Annotated in this window: 9 protein-coding genes; 4 read left to right on the top strand and 5 right to left on the bottom strand. The window is 71.6% G+C overall.

Going from position 1 to position 12,738, the window contains the following annotated elements; translation table 11 throughout:
- The first annotated feature begins 30 nt into the window (after positions 1-30).
- From DFP74_RS31910 to DFP74_RS31895, 4 genes are all read left to right on the top strand, one after another.
- Positions 31-717 carry an SDR family oxidoreductase gene (locus DFP74_RS31910; protein ID WP_121187614.1) on the top strand — a complete coding sequence of 229 codons (687 nt, stop codon included), beginning with the start codon at positions 31-33 and terminating at the stop codon, positions 715-717.
- Positions 718-783: 66 nt separating this feature from the next.
- On the top strand, positions 784-1,797 hold the full coding sequence (locus DFP74_RS31905; protein WP_121187612.1) for a UDP-glucuronic acid decarboxylase family protein: 1,014 nt from the start codon (positions 784-786) through the stop codon (positions 1,795-1,797).
- Entirely contained in the window at positions 1,794-2,660 is an 867-nt protein-coding gene (locus tag DFP74_RS31900; RefSeq protein WP_121187610.1) for a glycosyltransferase family 2 protein, read from the top strand. Before DFP74_RS31905 ends, DFP74_RS31900 begins: the two co-directional genes overlap by 4 nt.
- Positions 2,657-3,550 carry a glycosyltransferase family 2 protein gene (locus DFP74_RS31895; RefSeq protein ID WP_121187608.1) on the top strand — a complete coding sequence of 298 codons (894 nt, stop codon included), beginning with the start codon at positions 2,657-2,659 and terminating at the stop codon, positions 3,548-3,550. The genes DFP74_RS31900 and DFP74_RS31895 overlap by 4 nt, the downstream gene beginning before the upstream one ends.
- A gap of 29 nt (positions 3,551-3,579) precedes the next feature.
- Here the strand turns inward: DFP74_RS31895 and DFP74_RS31890 are convergent, their stop codons facing one another.
- The 5 genes from DFP74_RS31890 to DFP74_RS31870 form a co-directional block, all read right to left on the bottom strand.
- Positions 3,580-4,359 (bottom strand): SigB/SigF/SigG family RNA polymerase sigma factor, encoded by a 780-nt coding sequence (locus DFP74_RS31890; RefSeq protein WP_233571421.1) that lies wholly within the window; start codon positions 4,357-4,359, stop codon positions 3,580-3,582.
- A gap of 317 nt (positions 4,360-4,676) precedes the next feature.
- Positions 4,677-6,827, bottom strand: a complete 2,151-nt coding sequence (gene glgB / locus DFP74_RS31885; protein WP_394341733.1) for a 1,4-alpha-glucan branching protein GlgB — start codon at positions 6,825-6,827, stop codon at positions 4,677-4,679.
- A 184-nt stretch (positions 6,828-7,011) separates the two neighbouring features.
- Complete coding sequence (locus tag DFP74_RS31880) at positions 7,012-8,403, bottom strand: phosphotransferase (protein WP_121187604.1); 1,392 nt, start codon at positions 8,401-8,403, stop codon at positions 7,012-7,014.
- Position 8,404: 1 nt separating this feature from the next.
- Positions 8,405-10,441, bottom strand: a complete 2,037-nt coding sequence (gene treS, locus DFP74_RS31875; RefSeq protein WP_233571257.1) for a maltose alpha-D-glucosyltransferase — start codon at positions 10,439-10,441, stop codon at positions 8,405-8,407.
- 96 nt (positions 10,442-10,537) lie between these two features.
- Positions 10,538-12,508 carry an alpha-1,4-glucan--maltose-1-phosphate maltosyltransferase gene (locus DFP74_RS31870; RefSeq protein ID WP_121187602.1) on the bottom strand — a complete coding sequence of 657 codons (1,971 nt, stop codon included), beginning with the start codon at positions 12,506-12,508 and terminating at the stop codon, positions 10,538-10,540.
- Positions 12,509-12,738 lie beyond the last annotated feature (230 nt).

Here is a 12,738-nt window from a genome sequence, read left to right as displayed (position 1 = left end):
CGACGAACGACCATGACGGGAGAAGAAAGCATGCGTCCACTCGGAAACACCCTGATCACCGGCGGGTCCTCCGGCCTGGGAGCGGCCACGGCCGAGGCCGTGGCCGCCGAGGGCGGCTTCCCGATCGTCATCGACCGGCAGCACCCCGGGGGCGACCTGCCCTTCGAGCAGGCGGACCTCGCCGACCGCGCGCAGGTCGAACAGGCGGTGCAGCGCGTGGCGGTCACGCACGGGCGGATCGACGCCCTGGTCAACGCGGCCGGGACCGACGCCTGCGGCACCCTGGCGGACGTGTCCGCCGACGACTGGGAGCGGGTCGTGCAGGTGAACCTGCTCGGGACCGCCGCCATGGTCCGGGCGGCCCTGCCCCACCTGAAGGAGAGCCACGGAACGATCGTCAACTGCGCGTCCACGCTCGGCCTGCGGGCCCTGAGCGACGCGACCGCCTACTGCGCCTCCAAGTTCGGCGTCGTGGGCTTCACCCGGGCCCTGGCCGCCGAACTCGCCGGACAGGTCCAGGTGACACTGCTGGTCCCCGGCGGCATGAGCACGCACTTCTTCGACGACCGTCCCGAGCAGTACAAGCCGGGCCCCGACGCCAAGCTCAACGCGCCCGAGGACGTGGCGCGGACCGTGGTCTTCGCCCTGCGCCAGCCGTCCGGGTGCGAGGTGCGCGAGCTGGTCGTGTGCCCGTCCCAGGAGACCTCCTGGCCCTGACCACGACCGGGAAGGCCGTCCGCGACGGGCGGCGTCCACAGAACACGCCCTAGGAGGCGAGTGAGGATGAGCGATCGGTACACGAGGACCGCCCTGGTCACGGGCGGCGCGGGTTTCATCGGTTCGCACCTGTGCGAACGCCTGCTGGAGGAGGGGGCCCGCGTGCTGTGCGTGGACAACTTCTCCACCGGCAGGCGCGCGAACGTGCGCCATCTGCTCGACGACCCCGGGTTCACGCTGACGGAGGCCGACCTCGTCGAACCGCTGGACCTTCCCGAGCGCTTGGACGTGGTCTTCCACCTGGCCTCGGCGGCCTCGCCGGTGGATTATCTCCGCCTGCCCGTGGAGACACTGGAGGCGGGCAGTCTCGGGACCCGGCACGCCCTGGCCCTGGCCGAGCGCAGCGGGGCCCGGATGGTCCTGGCCTCGACGAGCGAGGTGTACGGCGACCCGCTGGAGTATCCGCAGCGCGAGACCTACTGGGGCAACGTCAATCCCGTCGGCCCGCGCAGCGTCTACGACGAGTCAAAGCGCTACGCCGAGTCCCTGACGATGGCGCACCACCGCGCCCGGGGCACCGACGTGGGCATCGCCCGGATCTTCAACTGCTACGGACCGCGGCTGCGGGCGGACGACGGGCGGGTGATCCCGACGTTCATCAACCAGGCCCTGGCCGGTGAGCCCCTGACGGTGGCCGGCACCGGCCGCCAGACCCGTTCGGTCTGCTACGTCGACGACACCGTGCGCGGGCTGCTGGCTCTGGCCGACAGCGACTGCGTCGGGCCCGTCAACATCGGCAGCGACGAGGAGCTCACCGTCCTGGGCCTGGCCGAGTACGTGCGCAGCTTCACCGGATCGCACTCGGACATCGACTTCGTGCCACGCCCGCCGGACGATCCGGTCCACCGCAGGCCCGACCTGGGCCTGGCCGCCGACCTTCTCGGCTGGCGTCCGGAGATCCGGTTGAAGGAGGGCATCCGGCGGACCGTCGAGTACTTCGTGGAGGAGCGCGCGCGCTCCGGCGGAGAGGCACCGGGGGCGCCCGCGGACGCCACGGGAGCCGAAGGGGAGCGGCGGTGACCGAGAACCGTGTGACGGTCGTCGTCGCGACCCGCGACCGGCGCGACGAGCTGCGGCGGACCCTCACCCACCTGGGGCGCCTGTCGCCCCCGCCGCCGGTCGTGGTCGTGGACAACGGCTCGACCGACGGCACGGGCGAGGCCGTCCGGATCGAATTCCCCGGTGTCGTGCTCGTGCGGCACGAGCGCAACCTGGGGTGCGCCGCGCGCAACACCGGTGTCGCGCGGGCGCGCACCCCCTACGTCGCGTTCTCCGACGACGACTCCTGGTGGGAGGACGGGGCGCTGGAGGCCGCCGCCGACGCCTTCGACGCCCACCCCCGGCTGGGACTCGTCGCGGCGGCGGTCCTGGTCGGGGCGGACGGCCGCCCCGACCCGGTGAACGCCGACCTCGCCCACAGCCCGCTGCCCGCGGCCGAGGACCTGCCGGGGCCGCGTGTACTGGGCTTCCTCGCCTGCGCGGCCGTGGTGCGCAAGAGCGCCTTCGTCCAGGCCGGCGGGTTCGATCCGCTGCTGTTCTTCGGAGGGGAGGAGGCCCTGCTCGCGCAGGACCTGGCCGCGCTGGGCTGGGGGCTGTGCCACCTGCCGGGCGTACGCGCCCACCACCACCCGTCCTCGCTGCGCCCGCCCGGCGCATGGCGGCGCCGACTGGAGGCGCGCAACGCCCTCCTGACCGCCTGGCTGCGCCGCCGTCCCGGCATCGCCCTGGCCCGTACGGCGGAGGCCGCGCGCCGCTCCCTGAGCGATCCCGACAGCCGGGCGGCGCTGACGGGCGCGCTACGCCTCGCGCCCCGAGCCGTGGCGGCGCGCCGACCGCTCCCCTCCGTCGTGGAGCGGGACCTGGCACTGCTGGAGACGCGATGAGCGCGCGCACCGGGGTGGTCGTCATCACCCGGAACCGGTGCGGCGAACTCCTGCGGACCCTGGACCGGCTGGCGGACCTGCCGGAGTCGCCGCCGGTCGTGGTCGTGGACAACGCCTCCGACGACGGGACCCCCGAGGCCGTCGCCCGCGCCCACCCCGGCGTCGGGCTCATCAGGGCACGGGCCAACCTGGGGGCGGTCGGCCGCAACATCGGTGTGAGCGCCCTGGACACCCCCTACGTCGCCTTCTGCGACGACGACACGTGGTGGGAGCCGGGCTCGCTCGACCGGGCGGCCGACCACTTCGACGCCCATCCCGACCTCGGCGCGGTGACCGCGCGGATCCTCGTCGAACCCGGGGGAGAGGAGGACCCCATCACCCCCGAGCTGCGGCACTCGCCGGTCGAGGGCCCCTCCTGGCTGCCCGGCCCCGCCCTGCTCGGCATCCTCGCGGGGGCCAGCGTGCTGCGGGTCCGCGCCTTCCAGGAGGTCGGCGGGTTCTCGTCGCGCCTGTGGCTGGGCGGGGAGGAGGAACTCCTGGCCCTCGACCTGGCGGCCGCCGGGTGGTGGATGTGCTGGGACGAGCGGATGACCATTCACCACGTGGCCTCCGAGGTGCGCGACGCACGCCGGCGCCGGCGCCTCGGCATCCGCAACACCCTGTGGACGGCCTGGCTGCGGCGCCCGCTTTCCGGAGCGTGCCGGCACACGTGGGCGACCCTGCGCTCGGCCCCGCGCGACGCCGCCACCGCGGCGGCGCTGGCGGAGGCCGCGGCAGGCCTGCCATGGGTGCTGGGGGAGCGGCGTCCGGTGCCCGCGGAGATCGAGCGCGGGCTGCGGGCCCTGGAAGCGCCGCGCCGGCGGTCGCCGGCGCGGCGCTACGTGGACTGAGCGGCGCTAGGTGGACCGACCCGCGACCCTCAGTCCTGCTTCGAGTCGCACGCGCCCACGTCCTCGCGGAGCCGCTGGAGGACGGCCGCCAGAAGGCGGGAGACGTGCATCTGGGAGTAACCGAGCTCCGCGGCGATCTCCGACTGCGACTTGTCACCGAAGAACCGCAAGGTGACCAGTCGCTTCTCCCGCTCACTCAGCCGCGCCAGGGCGGGGCGCAGCGACTCGCGCTCTTCCACCAGCTCCAGGCCCTCGTCCTCGGTGCCGAGCCGGTCCTCGGGGCTGGTGCTCTCCGAGCCCTCCCCGTTCCAGCTGTCGGGCACGTCCAGGGACAGGGCCCGGTAGGCCTGGTCGGCCTGGAGGAGTTCGACGGCCTCGCTCTCGCGCATGTCGAGGAGTCCGGCGATCTCCCGGGTCGTCGGTTCGCGCGCGTGCTCCTGTTCGAACACACCGATGGCGGTCCGCAGCCGAGCACGGTTCTCCTGGTGCTGACGCGGCACGCGCATCGCCCACGTGTGGTCGCGGAAGTGCCGTTTGATCTCGCCCAGGACCGTGGGCAGCAGGTAGGAGACGAAGGGACTGCCGCGGTCCGGATCGAATCCGTGGACGGCCTTGAGCAGTCCGACCATGGCCGTCTGGCGTACATCCTCGTAGGGCTCGCCGTGTCCGCGGTATCTGAGCGCGACACGGCGGACGAAGGGGGCGTAGACGAGGACGACCTGTTCGCGCAGTTGCTCGACTCGGGGGTCGTCCTCGGGCAGTCTCCCGATCTCCCTCAATGCCGCTTCCGCGGACTCGGCTCCTTCGATCGGGTCGTGGGCGTGCGTGCGCCCGCGGCCGGTCCTCTTCGCGGTTCTTCGTGCTCTGGTGACCGTGCTCAAGGCGATCTCCTCCGTCCGTGCGGTCGGGGCCGTTCGTGCCACGTTCGCTTGCGGGTCGGCGCCTGGGGTGCCGGGGCGCCCCTCTGGTCGGTATCGAGAGGCGCACTGCCTACGTGCCCACGATGCCCACGCTGAAAGGAGGAGAAGGAGAAGTGGGTAGTTCCTTGAAGGTCCGTTCACCTGGGCTTGCGTTCGCGCCGCCCAGGCAACGGACCCTTCAACTTACAGTGACGATTCCTTGACCTTCACCGCTCCGGTTCGAACCACACCGCGCCCAGGGGCGGCAGGGTGATCTCGGCGGAGAAGGGCTGCCCGTCCCAGGGGACCTCCTCGGCCTCGACCCGGACCGGTGCCGGGAAACCCGAACCGCCGAAGCGCGGGTCGTCGGTGTTGAGCACCGACTCCCACCGGCCCCCGGCGGGCAGGCCCACCCGCCGTTCGGGGCGCGGGACCGGCGAGAAGTTCACACCGCAGGCCAGCACCGACCCGTCCTCGCCGTGCCGCAGGTACGTGAGCGTGTTGCCCTCGTGGTCACCGCCGTCCAGCCAGCGGAACCCCGCGGGATCGGTGTCCAGGGACCACAGGGCCGAACGCGGCCGGTAGGCGGCGTTGAGCGCCTTGACCAGTCTCTGCACGCCCGCGTGGTGCTCGAACTGCAGCAGCCACCACGGCACGCCCTCCTCGTGCGACCACTCGTCGCCCTGGGCGATCTCCCCGCCCATGAACAGCAGCTGCTTGCCCGGGTGCGACCACATGAACGCCAGCAGGGCCCGCAGCGTCGCCGAGCGCTGCCACTCGTCGCCGGGCGGCTTGTTGAACAGGGACTGCTTGCCGTGCACCACCTCGTCGTGCGACAGCGGCAGCACGTAGTTCTCGCTGTAGGCGTAGACCATCGAGAACGTGATGTCGTTGTGGTGGTACTTGCGGTGGAACGGCTCCTTCTTCACGTACTCCAGGGAGTCGTGCATCCACCCCATGTTCCACTTCAGGCCGAAGCCCAGCCCGCCCATGTCGACCGGCCGCGTCACGCCCGTGTAGGCGGTGGACTCCTCCGCGATCATCGCCACGTGCGGGTTGCGGCGGTAGACCGTGGTGTTGAGCTCCTTGAGGAACTCGATCGCCTCCAGGTTCTCCCGCCCGCCGAAGACGTTGGGCTCCCACTGGCCGGAGTCGCGCGAGTAGTCCAGGTAGATCATCGAGGCCACCGCGTCCACGCGCAGCCCGTCGATGTGGAACTCCTCCAGCCAGTACAGGGCGTTGGCGACCAGGAAGTTGCGGACCTCGGTCCGCCCGTAGTTGAAGATGAGCGTGCCCCAGTCCGGGTGCTCACCGCGCCGCGGGTCCGGGTGCTCGTACAGCGCCGAGCCGTCGAAGCGGGCCAGGGCCCACTCGTCCTTGGGAAAGTGCGCCGGGACCCAGTCCAGGAACACGCCGACGCCCGCCCGGTGCAGCGAGTCCACCAGGTACCGGAACTCGTCCGGGGAGCCGAACCGGGGCGTGGGCGCGTAGTAGGAGGTGACCTGGTATCCCCAGGAGCCGTCGAACGGGTGTCCGGCCACCGGCAGGAGCTCCACGTGCGTGAACCCCATGTCGGTCACGTACTCCACGAGCTGCTCGGCGAGCTCGGCGTAGGTCAGGCCCGGACGCCACGACCCCAGGTGCACCTCGTACACGCTCATCGGCGCGCGGTGCGGCTCCACGCCCTTGCGCTCGGCCATCCACTCCTGGTCGGCCCACACGTGGGAGGAGGAGGTGACCACGGAGGCGGTCGCCGGCGGGACCTGGGTGCGCCGCGCCATGGGATCGGCCTTGTCCCTCCACTGCCCGTCGGCGCCCAGCACCTGGAACTTGTAGAGGTCGCCCTCGCCCACACCGGGCAGGAACAGCTCCCACACACCGGTCGAGCCCAGACTGCGCATGGGGTGCGCGACCCCGCTCCAGTAGTTGAAGTCGCCGATCAGCCGGACGCCGCGGGCATCGGGCGCCCACACCGCGAACCCCGTGCCGGGCACCTCGCCCATCGGGGTCTCCGGCTCGGCCGGGTTGGCGCCCAGCGCCCGCCACAGCTCCTCGTGCCGGCCCTCGCCGATCAGGTGCAGGTCGAGCTCGCCCAGGGTGGGGGCGAAGCGGTAGGCGTCGGCGGTGACGTGCTCGGGGCCCTCGGCGTCGTAGCGTGCCGCGATCCGGTAGTCGCGGGTCCCGCGGGGCACGTTGGCGGAGAACACGCCGCGGTGCAGGTGGGTCAGTTCGGTGCGGCCGCCGTCGGGCAGGATCGCGGCCACCTCCACGGCGCCCGGACGCAGGACCCGCAGGTTGCGGCCGGTCGGGCCGTGCAGGCCCAGCACGGAGTGCGGGTCGTGGTGGTGTCCGTCCACCACGCGGTCCAGTTCGGCCAGGAGCTCGGGGTCGGGCGCGGTGCGGCGACGCGGGCGCGGTCGGGGTTGGCTGCGGGGCGAGGTCACATCGACTCCGTCGGGATCGTGGTGGTGTGGGGCGGTGCGGGAGCGGGCGGCGGTCGGGGCCGCCGTCGTGCGGTGCGGGGCGGACCGCCACCCGCGTGGCGGTCCGCCCGGTCGTCGGTCAGCCGGGCACGGGACGGGCGGCGGCGGCCGTGGCGATGGACTCCAGCGGCACCCGAAGCCAGTCCGGCCGGTTGTGGGCCTCGTAGAGCACCTCGTACACGGCCTTGTCGAACTCGAAGGCGCGCAGCACCGTCAGGTGCTTGTCCGGGTCGGGTCCGCCGCCGTCGGCGTATCCGGCGCAGAACGCCTCCCGGTTGGTCCGCGCCCACGCCCGCGCCGACCACTCCAGGTCGGGGTCCGCGGGTTCGCCGACGAGCAGGAACCCGGCGGCGTAGTCGAAGGAGCGCAGCATTCCGGCCACGTCGCGCAGTGGGCTGGAGAGCCGCTGCCGTTCGCGGACGGGCACGGTCGGCTCGCCCTCGAAGTCCAGCAGCACCCACCTGGAACCGGTACGGATGACCTGTCCCAGGTGGTAGTCGCCGTGCACACGCTGTATCGGCAGGGGCTCGTCCACCGCGGCGAAGTCGGCGTAGGCCTCCAGCACGCGCGGCGCGTGCTCGGCGAGCTCGGGGACCTCCGCGCTGGCCATCGCCAGGCGTTCCACCATCGCGTCGGCGAGCTCGGCGGCCGCGGCCGGGGAGAGCACGTCCGTGGGCAGTGCCTGCGCCAGGGAGCGGTGCACCTCGGCCGTGGTGCGGCCCAGGCGCTCGGCCTCCTCGGCGAACGCGGACTCGCGCCGACCGCCGCCTCCCTCCAACAGGCGCCGCACGTTCCCGGTCGCCAGGACCCAGCCGTCGGTGGCCCCGGGAACGTACTCCTGGAGCAGGGCCAGGGTGGCCGGTACCGGATGCCCCGGCAGGTCGGCCTCGATCCACCCGCACGGGCGGGCCACGTACGGCGACCCCGCCAGCGCGACGTTGAGCTCCAGGTCCGGGTTGTGGCCGGGCCAGAGCCTGCGGAAGGCCTTGAGGACGTAGTCGTCGCCGAAGACCAGCGACGTGTTGGACTGCTCACCGGTGAGCAGGCGGCCGTGCGCTCCCGTGCGCACCCGGGTGCCGGGCATGGTGCGGAAGCGCACCGGCCCACCATCCGTTTCCGGATGTCCGGAAACGAAGCACTCCAGCAGCAGACCGGTCAGCTCGGCGTCGTGGGTGGCGTCGTAGACCACCCGCGGCCGCCCGCTCGCCACCGTGCACACGCCGATCGCGGCGCCGGCCAGTTCCGGCGGCAGCGACCGCGGCGGGCGCGCGCCCAGCAGCACCTGGTAGCGGGAACTGCGTCCGCGCTGGCCCGCCTGGATGACGAGCAGGTACAGCTCGGGACCGCCCGGACCGTGGGACACCAGGCGGTGCCTGCTCTCGATGCGGATCTGCTGGATGGGTATGCCCTTGCCGGAGAACCACCGCTGGCGGGGCAGCCAGGCGGCCAGGAGCTCTTCGAGTTGAGACATGTCAGTACGGCCTGTTTCCCTTCCCGCCACCATCCCGTCCGGAGTGCGCCGTCGGCTGCCCGGTGTGGCCGGGGACGGAGACGACGGGAGGCGTGGAGGACCCGGGCGCGCCCTCGCGCGCTCCGGCCACGTCACCGTTCGGGGTGCTGGACGCCATGGTGGGTGTGCGGTGGTGCGCGGCGCGGACGGGCGGACCGGCCGGGTGGCCGGAGAGGCCCTCGAAGACCGGGCGCGGGCTCACCCCGGCGGCGGGCAGTCCGTAGGTCGGCAGGCCGTCCTCGTCACGCGCGTTCGAGGCGGTCCCGGTCTCCGCGGGCAGCTGGAACCAGTAGAAGCCGTGCCCGGGCAGGGTGAGCAGGTACGGCAGCTCACCGATCTCCGGGAAGCGGACACCGCCCACGCACTCCACCGGGGCGACCCCCGCGTAGCCGGACAGGTCCAGCTCCACGGGCTGCGGGAACTTCGACAGGTTGTTCACGCACAGCATCCGGTCGTCGCCGTGGGCGCGGATGAACGCCAGGACGCTCGGGTTGGTCGCCTCCAGCTCGGTGAACTCGCCTGTGCCGAAGACGGGGTGGCGCTTGCGGATCTGGATCATCCGGCGGGTCCAGTGCAGCAGCGAGCCCGGGTTCTCACGCTGGGACTCGACGTTGAGCGCCTGGTAGCCGTAGACGGGATCCATGATCAGCGGCAGGTACAGCCGGGCGGGGTCGCCGCGCGAGAACCCGGCGTTGCGGTCCGGGCTCCACTGCATGGGCGTGCGCACGGCGTCGCGATCGCCCAGCCAGATGTTGTCGCCCATGCCGATCTCGTCGCCGTAGTACAGGACCGGGGACCCGGGCAGGGACAGCAGCAGGGCGGTGAACAGCTCGATCTGGTCGCGGTCGTTGTTCAGCAGCGGTGCCAGCCGCCGGCGGATCCCCACGTTGGCGCGCATGCGGGGTTCCTTGGCGTACTCCGCGTACATGTAGTCCCGCTCCTCGTCGGTGACCATCTCCAGGGTCAGCTCGTCGTGGTTGCGCAGGAAGATCGCCCACTGGCAGTTGCGGGGGATCGGCGGGGTCTGGGCGAGGATCTCCGAGATCGGGAAGCGCTGCTCCTGGCGCACCGCCATGAACATCCGCGGCATCAGCGGGAAGTGGAAGTTCATGTGGCACTCGTCGCCGCCGGACTCGTAGTCGCCGAAGTAGTCGACGACGTCGGAGGGCCACTGGTTGGCCTCGCTCAGCAGCACCCGGTCGGGATAGAGGCGGTCGACCTCGGCCCGCACCCGCTTGAGGAACTCGTGGGTCTCCTTGAGGTTCTCGCAGTTGGTGCCCTCGCGCTCGTACAGGTAGGGCACGGCGTCCAGCCGGAATCCGTCGATGCCCAGGTCGAGCCAGTAGCGCAGCACCTCCAGAATGGCCTCCTGCACCGCCGGGTTCTCGAAGTTGAGGTCGGGCTGGTGGCTGAAGAAGCGGTGCCAGTAGTACTGGCCGCGCACCTCGTCGTAGGTCCAGTTGGAGGTCTCCGTGTCGACGAAGATGATGCGCGCCTCGTCGTAGCGGTCGTCGGTGTCCGACCACACGTAGAAGTCGCCGTAGGGCCCCTCGGGGTCCTCACGGGAGGCCTTGAACCACGGGTGCTGGTCGCTGGTGTGGTTCATGACCAGGTCGGTGATCACCCGGATCCCGCGCCGGTGCGCCTCGTCGAGGAGCTCCACGAAGTCGGCCGTGCGGCCGAACTCCGGCAGGATCTTGAAGTAGTCCGAGATGTCGTAGCCGCCGTCGCGCAGCGGTGACTCGTACATCGGCAGCAGCCAGAGGCAGTCGATGCCGAGCCACTGGAGATAGTCCAGTTTCTGCACCAGCCCGGCGAGGTCGCCGGTGCCGTCGCCGTTGGAGTCGAAGAAGCCCCGTGCCAGGACCTCGTAGAAGACGGCGTGCTTGTACCAGTAGGGATCGCTGGTACCGCCGGATGACATGAGCGGGCCGGTGGCGGCCCCGGTGGCTGGGGCGAGCGGACCGTGGTGAACGGGTCCGGGCTCGTCATTGCTCATCTACTGCTCCCCACCAAGAATGTTCGACATCGGATCAACGGGCGTTTCGGGCCGGAGCGGGGCCGGACACGCCGGCCCCGGCCCCTCCCTCGGGCGCTATCTGCCGCTGACGGTGAACACGTGCGCGGGTCCGGTCGCCGGGTCGAGCCGGACGTAGTTCTCGGCGCGCCATGTGTAGGAGCGTCCGGTCAGCCCGTCTGTCACTGCGAGTTCCTCCTCCCTGTCGCGGTCGATGGACGGCAGGTCGAGGTGCACGGTCGCCTCGCGGGCGTGGTGCGGGTCGAGGTTGACGACCACGATGACGAGGTCGTCGGGGTCGTCGGGTCCGGTGCCGGGGCGGTGCTTGGAGAAGCACAGCAGTTCGGGCCGGTCCACGTGGTGGAAGCGCAGGTTGCGCAGCTCGCGCAGCGCCGGGTGGGCGCGGCGCAGCGCGTTGAGCCGGCCGATGAGCCCGGTGAGGGCGTTGCCGGAGGCCTCCGCCGCCGCCCAGTCGCGCGGGCGGTACTGGTACTTCTCCGAGTCGAGGTACTCCTCGCTGCCGGGGGCGGCGGCGACGTTCTCGCACAGCTCGAACCCGGAGTAGACGCCCCAGGTGGGGGAGAGCATCGAGGCCAGGACCGCGCGCACCGCGAAGGCGGGGCGACCGCCGTGCTGCAGGTAGGCGTGCAGGATGTCCGGGGTGTTGGCGAACAGGTTCGGACGCAGGTAGTGGGCGGTCTCCTGGGAGAGCTCGGTGAGGTAGTCCTCGATCTCCTCCCGGCTGTTGCGCCAGGTGAAGTACGTGTAGGACTGGTGGAAGCCGACCTTGGCCAGCGTCCGCATCATGGCGGGCCGGGTGAACGCCTCGGCCAGGAACAGCACGTCCGGGTGGCTGCGGGCCACGTCGGCGAGCAGCCGCTCCCAGAACACCACCGGCTTGGTGTGCGGGTTGTCGACCCGGAAGATGCGCACGCCGTGGTCGATCCAGTGCCGCACGATCCGCAGCACCTCGGCGTAGAGGCCGTCGAAGTCGGCGTCGAAGCTGAGCGGGTAGATGTCCTGGTACTTCTTCGGCGGGTTCTCGGCGTAGGCGATGGAGCCGTCGGCCCGGTGGACGAACCACTCCGGGTGCTCGGTGACCCACGGGTGGTCGGGCGAGCACTGCAGGGCCAGGTCGAGCGCGACCTCCATGCCGTGCTCGGCCGCCTCGGAGACGAAGGCGTCGAAGTCGTCCAGCGTGCCCAGGTCCGGGTGGACGGCGTCGTGTCCGCCGTCGGCCGAGCCGATCGCCCACACCGATCCGGGCTCGCCCGGAGCCGCGGTCAGGGCGTTGCCCCGGCCCTTGCGGTGGGTGGTGCCGACCGGGTGGACGGGCGGCAGGTAGACGACGTCGAAGCCCATGTCGGCGATGGCCGACAGGCGCTTGGCGGCGCTCTGGAAGGTGCCCGAGCGCTCCTGGCCCGGGGCGGTGTCCACCTGCGCGCCCTCCGAGCGCGGGAAGAACTCGTACCAGGACCCGTAGAGGGCGCGCTCACGGTGCACGACGACGCTCTGCCGCTTGGACCTGGTGACGAGCTCGCGCACGGGAGTGCGCTCCATCTCGGCCAGGACCTCGTCGGTCAGGGCCGCCGCCAGGCGGTCCACCGGTGCCAGGGAGTCGTCGCGCAGGACGGCGGCGGCCCGGGTCAGGGCGGGCCTGCGGGGCACGCGGCGGCCGGCGCGTGCCAGCAGCAGGGCGCCCTCCTCCAGGACGAGGTCGGTGTCCTGGTCCAGCGGCAGCTTGATGCGCGCGGTCCTTCGCCAGGTGGCGAAGGGGTCGGTCCAGGACTCCACCGCGAAGGACCACGTGCCCTCGGAGGGCAGGCTGACCTCCGCCTCGTAGCGGTCGGTTCCGGGAGCCGCCTCGCGCATGGGGACGAGTGCCCCGCGCTTGCCCTTGGGCGAGTAGAGGACCACGCCGGCGGCGAGGGAGTCGTGTCCCTCGCGGATCACCGTCGCCCCCACGGTGAAGCGTTCACCGGGGACCGCTTTCACTGGTCCGAGGTCGTTGTCTGGAGAGATCCCGAGTATGGGAAGGCGTCCGATCACTGGTTACACCGCAATTGTCGTGTTTCGGGCGTTATGGAAGGTTCGGCTGGCATGCCGGTATTCGGAAGGTGAATAACAAGGATTTCATTGAAGGCGAGCCGGAGTTAACGAAGGGTCCGGAACAACAACTGTCCGGATTGCGGCTTCGGCGCCCTCCGCTCTCTATCGTCTGCCCTCTCATGGGGTTTCACGGAGCGTCGGGGCCGAATAATTAATGTGATCCTCGTCAC

The sequence above is a fragment of the Nocardiopsis sp. Huas11 genome, from assembly GCF_003634495.1.
Lineage (GTDB): Bacteria > Actinomycetota > Actinomycetes > Streptosporangiales > Streptosporangiaceae > Nocardiopsis.
The sequence above is the reverse complement of the archived record's forward strand: the minus strand, read 5'-3'. Positions and strand labels throughout refer to the sequence as shown.